Origin of the sequence: Paenibacillus sp. FSL E2-0151 (assembly GCF_037993015.1) — a bacterium.
GTDB lineage: Bacteria > Bacillota > Bacilli > Paenibacillales > Paenibacillaceae > Paenibacillus > Paenibacillus amylolyticus.
The window spans coordinates 3,054,422-3,073,604 of record NZ_CP150308.1 but is presented as its reverse complement, the minus strand read 5'-3'; the positions used below and the strand labels follow the sequence as shown (position 1 = coordinate 3,073,604).

14 protein-coding genes and 1 pseudogene are annotated in these 19,183 nt (G+C 44.6%); 5 read left to right on the top strand and 10 right to left on the bottom strand.

The window, feature by feature from the left end; translation table 11 throughout:
* The first annotated feature begins 19 nt into the window (after nucleotides 1–19).
* From MHI55_RS14170 to MHI55_RS14160, 3 genes are read left to right on the top strand one after another with little or no spacing between them, the layout of a single operon-like run.
* Nucleotides 20–445: a DMT family transporter gene (locus MHI55_RS14170; RefSeq protein ID WP_076327895.1), complete on the top strand. Its 426-nt coding sequence runs from the start codon at nucleotides 20–22 to the stop codon at nucleotides 443–445.
* Between the two features lie 45 nt (nucleotides 446–490).
* Nucleotides 491–1,189, top strand: a complete 699-nt coding sequence (locus MHI55_RS14165) for a cyclic nucleotide-binding domain-containing protein (RefSeq protein WP_340390602.1) — start codon at nucleotides 491–493, stop codon at nucleotides 1,187–1,189.
* A gap of 14 nt (nucleotides 1,190–1,203) precedes the next feature.
* A complete protein-coding gene (locus MHI55_RS14160) occupies nucleotides 1,204–1,692 on the top strand; it encodes a DMT family transporter (protein ID WP_076327893.1) in 489 nt (162 codons plus the stop codon).
* Nucleotides 1,693–1,782: 90 nt separating this feature from the next.
* On the opposite strand, the pseudogene MHI55_RS14155 reads toward MHI55_RS14160, so the two are convergent.
* From MHI55_RS14155 to MHI55_RS14145, 3 genes and pseudogenes are all read right to left on the bottom strand, one after another.
* Nucleotides 1,783–2,004, bottom strand: a pseudogene (locus MHI55_RS14155) (YebC/PmpR family DNA-binding transcriptional regulator); the annotation flags it as partial.
* A 91-nt stretch (nucleotides 2,005–2,095) separates the two neighbouring features.
* Nucleotides 2,096–3,157 carry a DUF3427 domain-containing protein gene (locus MHI55_RS14150; protein ID WP_340390352.1) on the bottom strand — a complete coding sequence of 354 codons (1,062 nt, stop codon included), beginning with the start codon at nucleotides 3,155–3,157 and terminating at the stop codon, nucleotides 2,096–2,098.
* Between the two features lie 304 nt (nucleotides 3,158–3,461).
* On the bottom strand, nucleotides 3,462–3,614 hold the full coding sequence (locus MHI55_RS14145; protein WP_340390350.1) for a hypothetical protein: 153 nt from the start codon (nucleotides 3,612–3,614) through the stop codon (nucleotides 3,462–3,464).
* A gap of 102 nt (nucleotides 3,615–3,716) precedes the next feature.
* On the opposite strand from MHI55_RS14145, the gene MHI55_RS14140 reads away from it, so the two are divergent.
* On the top strand, nucleotides 3,717–4,139 hold the full coding sequence (locus MHI55_RS14140; protein WP_076249507.1) for a hypothetical protein: 423 nt from the start codon (nucleotides 3,717–3,719) through the stop codon (nucleotides 4,137–4,139).
* A 496-nt stretch (nucleotides 4,140–4,635) separates the two neighbouring features.
* On the opposite strand, the gene MHI55_RS14135 is transcribed toward MHI55_RS14140, so the two are convergent.
* The 5 genes from MHI55_RS14135 to MHI55_RS14115 all read right to left on the bottom strand — a co-directional run bounded on the left by MHI55_RS14135 (nucleotide 4,636) and on the right by MHI55_RS14115 (nucleotide 10,864).
* The gene (locus tag MHI55_RS14135; protein ID WP_339784125.1) at nucleotides 4,636–4,920 is read right to left on the bottom strand and encodes a hypothetical protein; all 285 of its coding nucleotides are present in this window, start codon (nucleotides 4,918–4,920) and stop codon (nucleotides 4,636–4,638) included.
* A 729-nt stretch (nucleotides 4,921–5,649) separates the two neighbouring features.
* A complete protein-coding gene (locus MHI55_RS14130; protein ID WP_036608916.1) occupies nucleotides 5,650–6,366 on the bottom strand; it encodes a YebC/PmpR family DNA-binding transcriptional regulator in 717 nt (238 codons plus the stop codon).
* A 278-nt stretch (nucleotides 6,367–6,644) separates the two neighbouring features.
* Nucleotides 6,645–8,366, bottom strand: coding sequence for an assimilatory sulfite reductase (NADPH) hemoprotein subunit (cysI, locus tag MHI55_RS14125; protein ID WP_100528917.1), 1,722 nt, complete (start codon nucleotides 8,364–8,366; stop codon nucleotides 6,645–6,647).
* Nucleotides 8,367–8,419: 53 nt separating this feature from the next.
* Nucleotides 8,420–10,255, bottom strand: a complete 1,836-nt coding sequence (locus tag MHI55_RS14120) for an assimilatory sulfite reductase (NADPH) flavoprotein subunit (protein WP_340390347.1) — start codon at nucleotides 10,253–10,255, stop codon at nucleotides 8,420–8,422.
* A 219-nt stretch (nucleotides 10,256–10,474) separates the two neighbouring features.
* Nucleotides 10,475–10,864, bottom strand: a complete 390-nt coding sequence (locus MHI55_RS14115) for a winged helix-turn-helix transcriptional regulator (RefSeq protein ID WP_133384562.1) — start codon at nucleotides 10,862–10,864, stop codon at nucleotides 10,475–10,477.
* 177 nt (nucleotides 10,865–11,041) lie between these two features.
* Between MHI55_RS14115 and MHI55_RS14110 the strand changes: the two genes are divergently transcribed.
* Nucleotides 11,042–11,602, top strand: coding sequence for an NAD(P)H oxidoreductase (locus tag MHI55_RS14110; RefSeq protein ID WP_340390345.1), 561 nt, complete (start codon nucleotides 11,042–11,044; stop codon nucleotides 11,600–11,602).
* Nucleotides 11,603–11,771: 169 nt separating this feature from the next.
* Here the strand turns inward: MHI55_RS14110 and MHI55_RS14105 are convergent, their stop codons facing one another.
* Together MHI55_RS14105 and MHI55_RS14100 are read right to left on the bottom strand one after the other, a co-directional pair.
* On the bottom strand, nucleotides 11,772–16,976 hold the full coding sequence (locus tag MHI55_RS14105) for an S-layer homology domain-containing protein (RefSeq protein WP_340390343.1): 5,205 nt from the start codon (nucleotides 16,974–16,976) through the stop codon (nucleotides 11,772–11,774).
* Between the two features lie 474 nt (nucleotides 16,977–17,450).
* Nucleotides 17,451–19,007 carry an ABC-F family ATP-binding cassette domain-containing protein gene (locus tag MHI55_RS14100; RefSeq protein WP_017688769.1) on the bottom strand — a complete coding sequence of 519 codons (1,557 nt, stop codon included), beginning with the start codon at nucleotides 19,005–19,007 and terminating at the stop codon, nucleotides 17,451–17,453.
* Nucleotides 19,008–19,183 lie beyond the last annotated feature (176 nt).

The following is a 19,183-nucleotide window of genomic DNA, read 5'->3' as shown; positions in this document are numbered from 1 at the left end:
TTGAATAAGGAGCGTACATATGAGAGGAATTATTTTTGCATTACTGGGCGGCGCGTGCATCACGCTCCAAGGTGTTGCCAATACTCGGATTAGCACCGACATGGGCACATGGCAGGCCGCTACGATTACACAACTGACAGGCTTCATCTTAGCGGCGCTGATCCTACTGTTTGTTAGAGACACCAACCTTCAAGGACTCAAACAAGTAAAACCTATGTACTTGGCTGGAGGTGCTTTTGGCGCCGTCATTATTTTCAGCGAAGTGACGGCCATTCAGCAAATTGGGGTTACGTTCACGATCTCGGCTCTGCTCATTGCTCAGCTGTTCCTGACTTTTCTGGTGGATAGTAACGGTTGGTTCGGCGTGGTGAAACAAAAGATGAAACTGCCGCAATTTCTAGGCATTGCCTTAATGGTGACTGGTGTCATTATTATGAAACTATAGTTTTTGAAGAAGGATTGAAACATATCGTCGGGGGTGAATAACAGCGTGCAAGAGATCCATAACGAGCAACAATTAATACAATATCTGAAGCAATATCAACTCGAAACTGTATTTCACGAGCCCCTGCGTACACATATGACGTTATGCCACTTTGAGAAGTGTGAACTGATCTGTCGTGAAGGGGAAACTTCCGAATATTTGTACGTACTGGTCGAAGGTAAAATCAAGATTTTCACCACCTCCGCACAGGATAAAACGCTGGTGCTTTGTTTCAAAACACCGCTTGAAGTTGTCGGTGACATAGAGTATGTCCGTGAAAGCGATATTGTTAATACGGTTCAGGCCGTGTCACCTGTGGTGATGCTTCGCATTCATTATCAATGGCTCGCTGAGCTTGCCAGCGATTATGCACCTTTGCTTAAATTTTTGCTCAAAATCATCTCACACAAATTCTACATTGACTCGAACTTTTCCAATTTCAACCTGATGTATCCCGTTGAGGTTCGTCTAGTAAGCTACCTGCTCTCCATCTCAACAGAAGAAGCGGGCAACGTCGTTCATGAAGGGCTGGACGCGTTCAATCTGACCGACATCGCGAATCTGATCGGCACCAGTTACCGACACCTGAACCGGGTCATCCAGAAGCTCTGTGCAGACGGGTTAATTGAACGACATCAGGGATTGATTATGATCAAGGATCGAGCGGGTCTAAGGGAAATAACAGGTCACAATATTTATGAATAAGGAGTTCGACAACCATGTTAATCACAGGTATTTCGCTTGCACTACTGGCAGGTGCACTTGTCAGTCTGCAAACGATTTTTAATAGCAAAGTCAATGAACGCACCGGTTCATGGTCCACAACAACGATGGTGCTTTTCACCGGATTCATTGCTTCGTTCCTCATCTCTCTGCTAGTGGAGGGCAAGAACACATTTAGCTTCCAGCATATGCAGCCCTGGTACTGGCTCAGTGGAGCCATCGGCGTTGGCGTGGTCTTCTGTCTCGTGCAAGGGATGAAGCTGCTTGGTCCCACATATGCCATCTCGATCGTACTGACGTCCCAATTGAGTTTTGCGCTACTATTTGATTCCATGGGATGGCTCGGTCTGGAGCAAATTCCTTTTTCGTGGAATCAGCTGCTCGGTGTACTTGTCATTGTTGGGGGAATTGTGTTGTTCAAGTTCGGTGGAAGTAAATCGGAAAAATCAGAGCAGTCCCCTGGAAAACTTCAGTCTGACTCATAAACGAACAAAAAAAAGAGTGTCCGTCCAATCCCGCAGATTGGTCAGACACTCTTTTTATGAAATCATACCACCACGTATCGTCTCGTTCTCTTAAACGAACTCTACTTTATGGTAGACCTGCTGAACATCTTCAAGGTCTTCAAGCGCATCGATCAGTTTCTCGAGCTGAGCTTGTGCATCCTCTGGAAGTTCAATATGGTTTTGCGCAAGCATGGTCAGCTCGGCTACTGTGAACTCAGTAATACCAGCAGCTTTGAATGCTTCTTGTACAGCGTGCTTATATTTGTATTTCTCTCACTTTTTGTATGGAATTTTATACATTTATCATACCAAATTATGAGTTATTTTACTATAACAGACATGTTTATCCTTCTTAAATGTAGTTAAAGCATTAGAGACAACATCAATGAGGCGTATCGGTAACTTTATCTTTAATAATCCGTTTTAGTTCTTCAATGGAATATGCCGGTTTACGTTTATGTAACATAGCATGGCAGTTCGGACATATAGGGCGTAAGTCTTCCACTGGATCAATTTCATATTTTTCACTAATCTCATGCAAAGGCTTCAAATGATGAACATGGATAAAGTTCTCACCGATAATTCCGTAAATGTTAACAAAGTTAAACCCACATACTTGACAGCCTAATCCATAATGTTCTATACACTTCTTCCTAGCTATTGGATTTCTTTCATATACATTTACTGATACTTTCTTTACAGAGCCTTCAGTATATATTTCAAGTTCATTGACTTCTTCCGCAAGAATTTCTGGATGATTTTCAGTTTCATTATCAAAAGACCATATTATTTTAACTGGACTTTCATCAAAATAGTCTTTTGCTCTTCCATTTCCTAAAAACAAAAATTTAGGATCATTACTATCTTCTCTCGCGAATATATATGTTCGTCCCTCTGGATTGATTAGGGATTGTATAGAACTCTGTGTTAATGTACTTTTATTTCGCCCATACCAAATAAGATCATTTCCATCAAACCGATTTGGATGGTCATGTCCGGTTCGCCCTGCGGTTCCCACATTTGCAAAGATGAAAGAATCCTTCTCATATTGAGTATATCCAGTATTCCAATGGCCTTTTTGTTTAGCTTTTGGAACATTTAATTTCTGATATATATCATTCCGCGAATAATACTCTCCCACTCTAAATGTTTGTTCTTCTGACATTTGCATTTCATTTTTTGTAGCTAAAGTTTCTTCTATAACTTCAAACCCTAATCGCTTAAGAAAGTTGTTAGTTTCTGCTCCCCCATTAAACCTATCACGACTTAAAGCATGTCCATTAGCAAACCTATTTGCAACACTTATTACATATTTCGGTGGATACAGCCCACCATTATACCATAAATGATATTTAGTTGATTCTCTCTCTTTTGGTACACCCTCTTTATGTATTACAGCTATAGCATCTAAGATATTTTGTTTAACTATGTTTTGTGGAATCATTTAATAATTAGCTCCTAATCACTTGAAATTCACCCTTAAATCTCAACAACATAAACAGTTGCAGCACTATACTAAATACACAAGATGAAATTGAGATTATACAACATTACATTCTTTGTCGTACTATATTTAATCATTTTGTGTAATATAAAGATACAGTGCAATTAGCACTGCATCAATCTTTGGTCAACTTTATGTAAATTGATGATCTTCTATTCTTCTTCAAGATTTTTATAATCTTGTACAAAGAGCCTACCCTGATGCTCAGGCTTTCGTAGCAAGTCTACATGCCGCTTAATTGTATTCACGTTATTTCTATGTATGAAGAAGTGATTTTTAGTAAGCTGTTATTGAAAATCTCCTCAGCTATTTCTTCGCTTGATTTGTGAGGATATTTCTCCAAAAACATGTAAATAGCTAGATTTTCAGATTTTGTCCATTCAGGTGCTCCAGCCATATAAATATACCTCCACTTTTTTATGAAATCCTTTACCTATCGTATCATTTATGGTTAAAACTGTATATAATTATAGTTACTATTGTGAAAAGGAATGAGAACATGCCAAAGGTGTATATCATTAATACAAATAAATCAAACAACCCCCAAGCTGAAAGTGACATGATTAGTAACATGAAATGTGCCGCTTACTATAGCCCTTGGAAGCATTATATCGACACAATCGAAGCAAACGATATTGTTTATCTCTATAGTAGTGGTGTAGGGATAATTGCAAGAGGGATAGCTACAGGTATTGTTGAAATTGATGATTACAATGGGGAAGAGAATGAAGAACATTATATGCACCTAAATCGATTTGAGAAATTGAATACACCATTAACAGCTGATAAAATCACGAATATACTTACAGAGGCTACAATTGATAAAAAGGAATATAAGATTCAATGGAATCAGACTATGATTCTCATTGCTTATTCACTAGGATTAAAAGTTTGGCAAGTGATCACCAAAAAACACATTTAGGATGTACTGTTTTAACAGAATAAAAGGAATGATCGTTAATGACCGAAAACAAGATTGCATCTAAGAAGAAAAGTCTATTGGATGTGGTCGGATCATTAGGACCTATACATGGTGATATACAAGAACAAACAAAGGGTAAAACATTCGATTAAATTAGAAAAGAAGCCATCACTAAGCACTTTCAGGAACAGTATGAAATGCTTAATTCATCCAATGAGAAAAATAATGAGACACAAAAAACACTAATAGCTCAGTGCTAATAGTGTTTTTTCGCACAAAGTAAATTAAAAGACTATCTAACGAGATTGTTCTTCCACTTTCCATGAGTTAGAGTCGATTGGAGTACATGAACCCGAAAGTTTCACAAACTCTAAAACTGTTCAAAACTCGCAGAAGGATTCTTCTCTGAATATTTAGTAACGAATTGGACCATAGCTTTATATGCCATCAAGTCCAGAACGGAGTATGTTCGTTCTTCAATAGATGTATCTCTTTCCTACGAGTAAATAACTTCATACATATGATTCAAACTCGATTTACTCTGGATAAATGTAATAGCCCTGTCCCAATTCCCTTTTTGCTGAGAAGCAGAATAGTCAACACTATGCTCACTTACTGGTTGTGTTTTATCCTTGGAGATTATAAAAGCATCGATTCCTAAGATGCTCAAGTTATTATCCTTACAGTAAGTAATTAGATCAATCGCATCCGAAAAACTATATAAATACAGACCACCACGTATTGTTGCTTTGTCTATAATGTTATTCTTTGAAAGACTCATTTTTTTCTCCTTTCTTGGTGAGTAAGAATTTTTATTGTACTATCCGGTTCCCAATCTGGATCGTTTCTGTTACTTACTTGAATAATTAAACCTGATTCATCCTCAACAGTAACATAACTTCTATCTTCGTTAAAATATGCTGCTGCTTCTTTACCATTCGCCTTGTTTTCAGCCTCACTAGTTTAACTTTAGGTTCTCTCATCCATTTCAAACCTAGCACTGGATTTCTCTTTTCATCGATATACCCTTCCTCCACAATGAATTTTAAAAATGAAGGATATTTTTTTGTATTCCATTAATGTAGGTCTCTGATAGTCCTTTCAATTCCAAGTTCATAAGATATGCTTTGATGTGAGAGGTGTTGATCTCTTCTACTTCAACAACTGAAAATTCATTACATAAGTAATTTAGAAACGCCCGATTGTTATTTCTATATCCTTTTATAGTGGGGATACTATAATCCTTGATCTCCTAATCAAAAAGAAACTCTTTGTAACCATCTTCAAATAACATAAAAAAACTCACTGCTTATATGGATTTTCCCATACAAAAAGTGAGTTTTAATACTGCCCTTAGACATCTTAGATAGGAAAACGTATATCATCATAAAAATCACCAAGCGCTAACATGTATACCCTCGCTGAGCTATAAAAATGATGAATTCTTAATATTTGTCCTACCCTGACAAGGCTACAAAGATGCAATCATACCACGTATCGCCTCGTTCTCTTAAACGAACTCTACGTTATGGTAAACTTGTTGAACATCTTCAAGGTCCTCAAGCGCATCGATCAGTTTCTCGAACTGAGCTTGTGCATCCTCTGGAAGTTCAATATGGTTTTGCGCAAGCATGGTCAGCTCGGCTACTGTGAACTCAGTAATACCAGCAGCTTTGAATGCTTCTTGTACAGCGTGGAATTGATCCGGTTCTGCATATACAATTACAGCATCGTCTTCGTCCACGATATCACGTACATCCACATCTGCTTCAAGCAGAAGTTCCAGTACTTCCTCGGAGTTTTTACCTTCTATACCAATAACCGCTGTTGGATCAAACATGTAAGCAACAGAACCGCTGACACCCATGTTACCCGCGTTTTTGTTAAACGCAGAGCGCACTTCCGGCGCTGTACGATTCACATTGTTGGTGAGTGCATCAACGATGACCATCGCACCATTCGGTCCGAAGCCTTCATAACGCAACTCTTCATAGTTCTCATCCCCGCTGCCTTTTGCTTTTTCCATCGCACGATCAATGATGGCTTTGGGTACATTATACGTTTTGGCACGTTCCAGCACGACTTTCAGTGCACGGTTCGCTTCCGGGTCCGGTTCGCCCTTCTTGGCAGCTACATAGATCTCAACGCCGAATTTAGCGTAGACCCGGCTCGTGTTTGCATCTTTTGAAGCTTTCTTTTCCTTGATATTATTCCACTTACGACCCATATCGTTTCCGCTCACTTTCAACATTTAATCTGCTTTCTACTATGCCATTATATCTTGTTGAGCGTACTTCAACAAGTTAATACACACGAAATAATGGGAATAACTGCGGTGATTATCCATCTCCATTTGAAGATTAGCCTCAGTTTATCCTCTCATAAATCTCTCAGCAGCAACTAACGTTACCTCTATTCACTCCATATATAGCAGACAAGAAGCACCCCATAAAGGAATGCTTCCGCCCTAAATCAGTCCTAATTTCAGTTATCTTACTCGGTCAATTAAGCGTGAAATTGTCGACCATCCAACACTTCAGGAACATAACCCGCACGAATGACAAAATCTCCGAAATGTTCCCCTTCGTTGCGCTCTTTGGCATACTGATTCACCATTGGAGTTAACGTGTCCAGAATCTCAGTTTCACCAATGTTTTCTTTGTACAGCTTATTCAAGCGATGTCCGGTGAAGCTGCCACCGAGATACATATTGTATTTCCCAGGTGCTTTACCGATAAATGAAATCTCTGCCAGCATCGGTCTTGCGCATCCGTTCGGGCATCCGGTCATCCGAATGACAATCTCTTTGTCTCTCAGCCCAGCTTCGTCGAGTACAGGCTCCAGTTTATCGATCAGGGACGGCAAGTAACGTTCGGACTCAGCCATCGCAAGGCCACAGGTCGGAAACGCAACACAAGCCATTGAACTTCTGCGTAGCGCAGAGTAATGCGCACCATCGGTCAGATTATACTGCTGAATCAGCGCTTCGATCTTTTTCTTCTTCTGGCTGCTAATATTACCGATGATCAGATTCTGGTTCGCAGTCAGACGGAAATCACCCGTATGCACTTTGGCAATTTCACGTAAACCCGTCATGAGAGGATATCCATCAACATCCTTTACACGACCATTCTGAATGAACAGCGTGTAGTGCCATCTACCATTATTACCTTTTACCCAACCATATCGATCTCCGTTAGTCTCAAAATGATATGGACGTGCCGCATCCAGTTTCCATCCCAGACGGGTGGTCAGCTCTTCGACAAACCACTCCACACCACGATCATCCAGCGTATATTTGAAACGAGCATGTTTACGAACTGCACGATCTCCATAATCACGCTGAATCATAACTGTTTTCTCTGCAACATCAATCATTTGCTCCGGCGTACAGAAACCAATGACTTTGGACACCTGAGGATAGGTTTTGGCGTCACCATGAGACATCCCCATGCCGCCTCCTACGGAAACGTTGAAGCCTTGCAACTTGCCGTTCTCCACAATAGCAATAAAGCCAAGATCCTGTGAATAGACGTCCACATCATTGGATGGTGGTACAGCAATACCGATTTTGAACTTCCGTGGCAAATACACTTTGCCATAGATTGGTTCAACTTCTTCATCCGAGTCCTGGGAATCAACCACTTTCTCTCCGTCCAGCCACAGCTCATGATAAGCCCGGGTGCGAGGGTCCAAATGATTGCTCACCTGACATGCCCACTCATACACTTCAGCATGCACATCGGATTGATTCGGATTTGGGTTACACATCACGTTACGGTTCACGTCACCACATGCAGCCAGTGTGCTTAACAACGAATCGTTTACTTCGCGAATGGTGTTCTTAAGATCCCACTTCAATACGCCATGCAGTTGGAAAGACTGACGTGTGGTCAGACGAATCGTCTCATTCGCATATTTATGTGCCACTCTGTCCATCATCAACCACTGCTCCGGGGTTACAATCCCACCGGAAGCACGCACACGTAACATGAATTGGTATGCAGGCTCCAGCTTGGATTTGTGACGCTCATTACGCAGGTCACGGTCATCCTGCATATAACTACCGTGGTGTTTCATCAGACGGTTGTCGTCCTCTGGAATTGCACCCGTGATGCGATCAGCCAACGTCTCGGTCAGACTTCCGCGCAAGTAATCACTTTTGATCTTTATATCTTCCACATCGCTATTAGTGCGCTGTGGGTTAAGTAAGTTATTATAAACCATGCTGCTTTCTCCTCTCGTCTCTGCGGGATGGTGCAATCCGGCTGGGCCGGTAATTAATAGACGTCCCGCTGATAACGTTTCTCCTGCTGTAACCGTGTCAGATATTCCGATGCCTGCTCAGGCGATAAACCGCCTTCTTGTTCAAGAATCGTGGTGAGCGCAGCATGCACATCATGTGCCATTTTTTTCTCGTCACCACAGATATATACGCTTGCACCTTCCTGGAGCCACTGGTACAGTTCTTTGCTGTGTTCCAGCATACGATGTTGTACATACACTTTCTGTTCCGTATCACGTGAGAAGGCTACATCCATCTTCGTGAGCACACCATCTTTGAGCCAACGTTGCCATTCCGTCTGGTACAAGAAGTCAGTGGCGAAATGCTGATCTCCGTAGAACAGCCATGTCTTGCCCTCTGCTCCTGTTTCTTCACGCTCACCAAGGAAAGATCTGAACGGTGCAACACCTGTACCTGGGCCAACCATGATGATCGGTGTATCCGGGTTCTCAGGCAGCTTGAAATTCGGGTTATGCTGTATATATACAGGCAGGGTGTCGCCAGCTTCGATTCGTTCTGCCAGATGTACCGAGCACACACCGTAACGTTCTCTGCCACGCGCTTCATAACGTACCGAGCGAACGGTAAGATGAACTTCATCCGGGAAAGACTTCGAACTACTCGCTATGGAGTACAGACGTGCCGGAATTTTGCGAAGAGCAGCTACGAATTCTGCAGCAGGAATCCCTTTCAGATTATAATCCTGTACCAGATCCAGGAGATCACAGCTATTCATGACCTTGCGGAATTCGGAATCATCTGCGAGTAACGCCGTCAGGCCACTCCCAGGATTCAGTTTCGCAAGTTGTTCCACGACCGGTTTCGTCACAGCTGTAATTTCAAAATAACGCAGCAACGCTTCTTGCACAGATGCCTGACCCCCGTTTTTATTCACGGTCACGCGTTCATCGGCATTCCATCCCATGGCTGCAATCAATTCCTCCACAAGGCGCGGATGATTCTCAGGGAATATCCCAAGGCTGTCACCTGGCTCGTAGTCCAGACTGGAGCCTTCCAAAGACAACTCAATGTGGCGTGTTTCACGATCTGATCCTCTGCCATTCAGATTGAGATTTTCCAACACTTCAGCCTTGAATGGATTCGTGCGATCATATTCGGATTCCCCGCCGCTCACCGCTGCTGTGACAGCCTCAGTGGTTACCGTACTCGCACCAGCAGATGTACTGCTTAAGGATGCCAGTACTTCATTCATCCACTCTGCAGCTGCTTCATCAAAATCAACATCACAGTCCACACGCGGTACAAGCGCTGTACCACCCAACTCCTGCAATCGTTTATCGAAGTCCTTACCTGTCTGACAGAAGAACTCATAGGAGGTATCTCCCAGAGCCAACACCGAGTAACGAAGTCCTTCAAGCTTCGGAGCCCGTTTGCTGTTCAGGAATTCATGCAGCGGAATCGCATTATCTGGTGGTTCGCCTTCGCCATGCGTACTGATGATGATGAGAAGATTTTCAATTTTCTTGAGTCCGTTCGGTTTGAAATCTCCCATCGATGACAACGTTACCTGAAGACCTTGCTCTTCAAGTTTCTTGGCCAGCTTTTTCGATAGGCTACTGGAATTCCCGGTTTGTGAACCAAAAAGCACGGTAACTTCCCGTGATACTGGCGGAGCACTGACAGGTGCAATACCTGTAGTGGGTGCAGCCTGTACCAGGTTAGTTGGAGCCGCTATTGTCGCGCTTGCCTGGATTGCTGCAATATATCCACTCAACCAAGTCCGTTGTCCATCGGTCAACGTAGGAATAAGACGATTAAGCAGTTCAACTTGTTCTTGATTAAAAGGGCTGTTTGTCACTTGAAGTTCCACTGTTTGCCACCTCGCGCATTGCTTCGATTTTAATTCCGACTAAAATCATCACATTAATTTAATTTCTTCTCTCTAAAACCTAACACACCGGGTGTTGAGGGTCAATTTCAATGATTTTATAGCATTTATCAGTTTCGCTGATAAAGGACAAAAAACAACAAAAACCCTCCTTTTCAAATCAAGGACGGTTTTTGTTTTATTTTTAATTTGGCGGCCAGCTTAAGTTGAAGTTGAAAGTGGAATATAGTCACTAAAATCATTTCCCAGCACTCTGCTTTTATCTCCGTATACTCTGTCCAAATGATTTTCTCCCCACAGACATATGCGGTCAATGATGTCCTGTAGTGTCAAGCCGTACTCTGTCAGCTCATACTCTACCTTGGGCGGAATCTGGGGATGAATGATCCGATGGATGATTTCATTCTTTTCCAGTTCACGCAGCTGCTGGGTTAAGACCTTCTGGGTAATGCCAGGAATGGCTCTGCGAAGTTCGCTTGTTCGTTTTTTACCTGATATCAACTGATGCAGAATAAGAATCCTCCATTTTCCACCGACCAGTTCCAGCATGGCCTGCACACCACTCTCATATTTTTTCATTTCTTGTTCCACTTGTACTCCCCCATAATTCACATATATGTATACCCGTTATTAAAAGTAACCGAAGAACCCCAAAGTATCTACAGCACTCTCAGGTGCGTACTTCTCAAGAAGATGTCATGAAACTTATAATAACATTGGTCAGAATGTTTAACCAAAATAAAAAGAAAAAAGGATGGTTACTCCTACATGAAAGTTAAACTGGTCGTTACTCACCCAAGACAGGACTCCCTAACATTTGCTGTGATGAATCGTTTTATAGAAGGTATGCAGGAGAATTTCCATGAAATCGATATCCTCGATCTATATCATGACGGATTCGATCCCCTATATCGTGTAGAAGATGAGCGCGACTGGCAAAATCCCGATAAACAGCATGCCCCTGTGATTCGTAAGGAGCTGGATCGTGTGCTTGCAGCTGATGCCATTGTATTTGTTTTCCCGATCTGGTGGTACAACGTTCCCTCCATGCTCAAAGCCTATCTGGACAAGGTATGGAACATGGGGCTGCTGAACAAGGCAAACTCCAAAAAGGCACTGTGGATTGCACTAGCTGGAGGAACGGAGGCTTCATTCCATAAATACGACTATTACAACATGATCTCCAATTATCTGAATAATGGGATCGCAGGTTATGCAAGAATGCAGGAATCCCGAGTCGAATTCCTCTATGAAACCATTTCAGAATCCAAAGAACATATCGAAGGCTTGCTTGAGCAAGCATATCAAATCGGCAAACATTACAATTAACAATTTGCAAATATTACAGATAACAACTGCAAAACGATAGGAGGTTACTCGTTCGTTGAGTAACTGACTTTTCGCCCATGACGGGCGTGCAATCAAGAAGGCTTACTCCAACCTGAGTTCCAGGTCAAAGTAAGCCTTCTTTTTCACACGCTACGATTCTGGTGTATCATCATTTCTTCCATACCAGTTTGCTCATCATCGCATATAACAACGTAGCCGATTCGGCTCGGGTCGCTTCGGCAAGTGGTTTCACTTCACCATTGTACCCGTGGGCGATACCCAGATTCACAAGTAATGCCACACTATCCCTGGCATAGGAGCGAATCTCGGAAGCGTCACGGAAACGAGTAAGGTTATCTGTTACAGTCGTCTCAGAGTCAACCAGTCCAGCCGCCGCAAGTGCTCTCACTGTCAACGTCATCATCTCCTGACGAGTGATCGTGGACTCTGGCAAGAAGCGCCCGTCACCGGTACCACTAGTAATACCTAGCGAACGCGCAGCTGTAACTGCTTCGTAGTACGGAGCATTTTCGTTTACATCAGAGAACGCATTCCCGGAAGAAGCATTCAAGCCCAGCGCAGTCATCAACCACTGCATGTATTGGCCGCGGGTCATCTCCTGTTTTGGATGTAACTGCGTGGAATCACCACTTGCCTCAGCATCAATTACACCTCTAACAGCCAAAGCCTCCATTGCTTTCTTGGCCCACTGCACTTCTGCAAGATCTGCGAATGTCTGCTCAACAGGCACAACAGCATAATTTCCTGTGAGTGATGTTACGGAAAATACAAGTTGCCCGCTGTTTGGATCGTAGTAACTTTGCGGTAATGGAGTTGCCACACCGTTCGCGCCGATAGCAAATGCTACAATCCGATCCTGCTGAGCATTTTGTGAGGATTGGAAAGGCAGACGAAGTATCAATTCGCTTTCCGATGGCCATGGTTGACCATCCAGTTGAAGTTCAAGCTGGACTCCATATTTCGTGCCGAGCTGATCTGCGACTGTTTTTGGCAGCTCCGTTCTGACCAATCGGATTGATGCAATCCCATCACCAACGATATCCTTTGTTAACAGTGTCGCAGGAAGCTCCAACGTTCCCAGCTCTGTAACAATGTTGAACACATGTGACTCACCCTGATCTATCAAGGCAGCGGCAGGCAGAGACAATTCATATGCCGTTGCTCCCGAAACCGGCTTCAGCCGAAGTTCGACCAAGCGCTGGCCCGCATCTGTTGAGGGGGCAACTTTAAAAGCATCTTTAATCGTTGAAGCATCCACGTTGGACTGCACTAAACCCTTCTGATCTGACTGTCCCTGCAACTCCAGAACAGAACGGTCCTTTTCCGGTTTAGGTTGTGGTACCGCATTCTCTGCACTTGGGTTACCACTTCCGGATTGTCCACCATTGCTGGATGAACCAGAACCATTTCCTGGATTTCCACCAGAATTGCCGCCTGGATTACCGCCCGAACCAGGGTCCGTGCCTCCAGGGGAAGGAACAGACGCCGGCACCTTCACTGTCAACGGTACAGTCAAGGCTTTACTCTCGTCAGAAGTTCGAGTAATTTCCAACTCCAGGGTTACTGTTGTTTCCTTAGATGGTGGAACAATCGTTCCATCGGTTTGTATGACCGACGGTACCGAACTGGAAGCGATATTAACCGTGAAACCTTGCGGCACGGATGGTAACTTCAGTTTTTTCGTGCCTGCGGAAGGCTGTTCCAATGCTGTGATGCCTGTAGCTACATCGGCAGCGCTCTGCTGAGCCGTATGCACCTGATAAGCGGAAGATACACCTCTCAAGGATTGCCCCGTCGCATCCAAAGCTTCCACTTTGTAATAATATTCCGTGCCGGGGTTCAGTTCACTGTCCGTGTACTTCCGTCCATTGCCACTGTAAACCACCTTATACTCACCTTGCTCACGATCTGAGCGGTGGAGCTTGTAGCTTGCTGCACCAAGATGAGCATCCCAGCGAAGCGTTGCGCTCGTTGAATCTAACGCATCAGCAGTAAGGCCAGCACTATCATTTGCAGGTGGTGCGGCGTCAGGTTTAACGATCATAATCCAGCTAATCATCGGGTCCTGTGATGCCGTATTACGCACGGTTAACTCCAGCTTGTTGTCCGACACGCTGATGCCTTTCTGGGCTCTAACGTTGGCAGGCGTAAAAGTAACTGCACCGGTATTGGTGCCATTGATGATTAAATTCGCTCTGCGCGATGTATTGGTCCACGGATCGTTGAATCCGGCGTACACATCGTATGTCCCGTTTGGCACATCAAATCTATAGGTTAAGTCCGTGCCTTTAGGAGAATTGCTGACATTTCCACCGTTCAGATAACGTACGGTCGAGAATATATCCCCGCCATTCGAACCGGATGCCAGTGCATCTGCGCTGACATAACCCCAATTACGTCCCTCAGCCTGAGCGTACATCTGATCCGCCGTTTCCGGGTTCGCAAGCGTTCCCTTCATATAATCACCCATGAGACTGTAATCAGCCGTTTCGTAACCCCCGCTGTTCACAAAATAGAGTGTATTCTCCGGAATGACATTTACGCGAACTGCCTGCTTTTTGTTGTTATATTCCGGTGTCGTTACCTGTAATGTGAGCGGTCCTGGCTTGGCAAAATCCTCTGCCGTCATGGCCCGGTTATCAATCGTCCATACTGCTGGCGTTGATACCAGTGCTCCACCGTCGCGCACATTCAATGTTGTTGGCAGGGATGGTACTTTGCCTAGCGCCACGGCTTCTGGCAACGGATCAGCAATATCTACCTTGCCCATCGAATTCAGTAGATCAGGTGTCCAGCTGTTATACCACTTGATCGCGATGTCGGAGCCTATTCCAAACTCAATTGGCAAGAACACGTATTTTGCAGCATCATTCGAGAAATTGCCACCATTCCACGTATCCCCCACGTAAATGAATTTGCCTTTTTCCGGATCAACCGGTATGACGGAAGTCGTCTGTGTGCCAAATGCCTTGCCTGGATCAGGATCGGTTGGCAACGTGCGCACGAACGGATTGGTCTGTGTTGACCACGGGCCAAAAATGTTATCCGCCACCGTCACTTTGTTTTCGTTAGGGGCCCAACCGGAAGCTCCGGAAGTCAAAATATAATATTTCCCCTGATACTTGAACATCGCCGGTGCTTCACGTTGCCCTCCCGGGAACACACGCACGTAATCTACGCCGTATTCCGCCTGATAGGTGGAATCTCGTACCGGATTGCCTTTGTCATCCGTTCGTCCTTCCTTATGCCACCCTGTTACGTCACTGTAGTCTTCATTCAGTTTGGAGATATAGAGCGTCAGATTTTCCTCACTGGAGTAGATCAGATAGCCAGTGCCGTCATCGTCCTTGAACAACGTCATATCACGTGCCATACCCTTATCGGTTGGGAAGAAATCTTTCTCCCCTTCGGGAGCTCTGTCCATCCGGTAACTCTTCTGATACACAAAAGGCCCTGTTGGAGAGTCGCTGATCGCATAACCGGCCCGCGCCTTACCATAATTCGCATTATCGTTATAGGGGTCTTTGTCGCCGTCCATGTGGGCCCACATCACGTATTTCTTCGTTTTGTCGTTGTAGATGACCTTTGGTCGTTCAATAATCCGTCCTTTGCGGATATCTGCCCAGATATCCACGCGGTCTTCACGCCCCGCATACAATTTGGAGATCAACGGGTCATTGTCAAAATCATCCATGGATTGAATTGTTGTTAAAGCCATGCCTTCATCCTTCCAATTCATCAGATCCTTGGATGAATACACACGCACACCAACAGCTGGCCAGCCGCCCTTATGATATTCGCCATACCAGTAATAGGTCTCCGTCTGTTCATCATAGAAAAAGCCAGCCCCATGAGCATCAATCGGTTTCCCGTCCAGATCTGGCCACAATTGCCCTGGTGTAATGCTTGTGCGAACTGTGGCAACACCCAGCGGTGCGGATGCTGGAGAAGTTACGCCGTCCACGGTCGCCTGAATGATGTAAAAATATCCTGTGCCCATCGTCAGACCGCTATCGTTAAACGTGTTTTCATTGCCACTATAGACCTGCTGATACGTACCCGTAGCACTGGTTGACCTGGACAGGGTATACGTTACATCAGATCCAGGCAGGACATTCCACCCCAGAGAGATTGATGTATCCTTCACAGCTGTGGCAGCGAACTCTGCTGGAGAGTCAATGGAGTATGTCGTAGCTTCAGCAACAGTGGCCGCTGACTCACCAGCTGCATTATAGGCCGTCACACGATAGCTGTAGCTAGTGCCGGGCTCAAGCTCCTGGTCTGTATAAGTAAGTCCCTTCCCTTCATAAATCTGCTCGTATTGCTCACTGCCAGCTTCGGCCCGAACCACGCGATAACCCGTTGACTTGTCCACAGCGGACCAAGATAGCTTCACGCTTGTGGCATTAAGTGCTTCGGCCTTTAATTCGCCAGGAGCCTGTGGTGCCGCCGCAGTCGTCCGAACTTCCAGAGGAGCAGTCCATAGTGACTCGGTTAGACCTCCGTATTCATAAGCGAGCTTGTAATAATACACCGTATCCCCGCTTAATCCTACATCCGTATGTTCCAAAGATCCGGTACTGGTTACCAGAGAATAACCGCCTTCTGGCGTAGAGGAACGGTACAGGCGATAGGCTGATGCACCTACGATTTCAGACCATTGCAGTGAAACCGAAGATGCCGTCTGCTCTGCAATGGCGAGCAAAGCATCGTTCACTGGTGGCTGCTCGGCAATAATAACGTCATCCATATGTACCGACTGCCACTTATTTCGAATGCCAACAACACCTGACCCAATGGAAGAATCGTTTAAATCAAATACCAACCGATCGGAGCCATTTTCGGCGATATATCCTCGAATGGTGGCACCCGACAGCACTATTTTGAGTGTGTACCACGTATCTTTGGCAAACGCATAGTCCACCGTTTTCAACGTTGTATCGCCGTTATTCACCTTTTTGCTGAAGACCAATTTGTTGTTAGGTACCTGCATTTGAAAATAATAATAGTTGCTCTTATCCTGAAACCGCGGCAATATTCCCGGATATCCTTGACCGGCTCCCGTGTAAAAGCGCATGGACACGGTCATGTCCGACATGGAGTCTCCAGTAGAGATGATGCCTTCATTGGTATCGCTCTGGAAAAGCGTGAAGTTGGACGCATCTGTCGGGTCAGCAATCACTTCCCAGTTGCCTGAGCTTACGTTCCACGCAGGTGATTCCGTGTAATTCCCATCCGAAAAATCGTCCTGCAACAACGTGGCGGGTATACTGCTCAGATCGGCATACGCCTTACTCGGCAGCATCAACGGTCCCGAAGACAGCGCAAGTGTTGCTGATAACATAAATATCATGGGTTTCCTGAGTTTATCCAATGTTCATTCTCTCCTTTGGCGTGAAAGATGAAAGCATGGTTCTTGAAAGCGCGGTGTTGTTGTTCAGCCTATCCTCAGCAACCAGTGGTCAGTAACGAGCTCTTGTCCACCTCCTTATTTTAATGAAACCGGTTTCATTGGAGTGCAAAAAAAGACCCGTCTTCCCTTCTAAGTGCAATGATACCCATACGGAATACCGTGTTTTCTTTGCCCCTATGCAGTGAAACAGGTTTTCAACATATAAATGTAATCGCTTTCCTGAATTATATTATTGCCTTATTCAAGCTGTCAACTGTGAATTGGGCTCAAACATTTTTCGTTAAAACCACGCAAAAAAGGCGCGAGTTCTGCCTGTTTTGCAAGCAAAATTCGCGCCTTTTCTCACGCTTCGAGCTTGTTCGCAAGCTCGCACATGATTCGTAATCAAAAGCGGACTTTTTGAACAACCTCTATTTAGAATACTTTCGTGGTCCACGACTCACAGTTCCACGTCTCCGTAACGACATCACGGTAGAATTCCGGTTCGTGGGAAATCAGAAGAATACTGCCTTTGTAGGCCTTGAGCGCACGTTTCAACTCTTCCTTGGCATCAACGTCCAGATGGTTCGTCGGCTCATCGAGCACAAGCAGGTTGGTTTCATTATTGATCAGCTTACAGAGACGCACTTTAGCTTTCTCCCCACCACTTAGTACAGCTACCTTGCTCTCAATGTGTTTGGTAGTCAAACCACATTTTGCAAGTGCAGCACGCACCTCGAATTGGGTATACGAAGGGAACTCCTGCCAGATCTCTTCAATACATGTATTGTAGTTGGCATCCTTCATCTCTTGCTGGAAGTAACCAATCTCCAGATGTTCACCACGTTGAACGGTTCCTTCCAGAGCTTGAATTTCACCCAGAATACTACGCATCAGGGTTGTTTTACCGATTCCGTTCGCACCAACAAGGGCGATCTTCTGTCCGCGCTCCATACGCAGATCCAGTGGTCTGGACAACGGTTCGTTGTATCCAATTACAAGACCTTTGGTTTCGAAAATGAGCTTGCCGGATGTTCTTGCATCACGGAAGTTGAACTGCGGTTTCGGTTTCTCCTTGGCGATCTCGATGACATCCATCTTGTCGAGTTTCTTCTGTCTGGACATCGCCATATTACGTGTAGCAACACTTGCTTTGTTCCGCGCTACAAAATCCTTGAGGTCAGCAATCTCTTGTTGTTGGCGTTTGTACGCCGACTCCAGCTGCTGTTTTCTCATCTCATGCACTTCCTGGAAGTGATCATAATCGCCCACATAACGAGTTAGATTCTGGTTCTCCATGTGATAGATCAAGTTGATAACACTGTTCAGGAACGGAATATCGTGAGAGATCAGAATAAAAGCATTCTCATATTCCTGCAAATAACGTTTCAGCCATTCGATATGCAATTCATCCAGATAGTTCGTAGGCTCATCCAGGAGCAAAATATCGGGTTTTTCCAGCAGCAGCTTGGCAAGCAGTACTTTGGTACGTTGTCCACCACTCAGGTCATTGACGTCTTTATCCAGACCGATATCCGTCAGGCCCAGACCACGTGCAGTTTCATCCACTTTGGCATCGATCATGTAGAAATCCTGGTTTGTCAGCGTATCCTGAATCGTACCTACGTCTTCAAGCAGTTGTTCAAGCTCCTCCGGGGTAACATCGCCCATTTTGCCATACATATCATTCATTTCCTGTTCCATGTCAAACAAATACTGGAACGCGCCGCGAAGTACGTCACGGATCGATTGGCCTTTATTCAATACAGCATGCTGGTCCAGATAACCAACCCGCATCCGTTTGGACCACTCCACCTTGCCTTCATCCGGCTGAAGTTTTCCTGTGATAATGTTCATGAAGGTGGATTTACCTTCACCATTGGCCCCGATCAGACCAATATGTTCGCCCTTCAACAGGCGGAATGAAACGTCGTTAAAGATAGCACGGTCACCAAAACCGTGACTTAATTTTTCTACATTTAATATGCTCATTCATGACACCTTTTCTATATAGACTTAATTCTTTGTATATTATAAGCGTTATATCCTGCACAACTCAACGCCATATTAAAAATTATTCCACCTTTTTGTCTGAAATTTGCCTTATATGAAAGTATGGGTTAAAATTTTGCCTTAACGAATTACTATTATATAGAACGGAGCTCTTC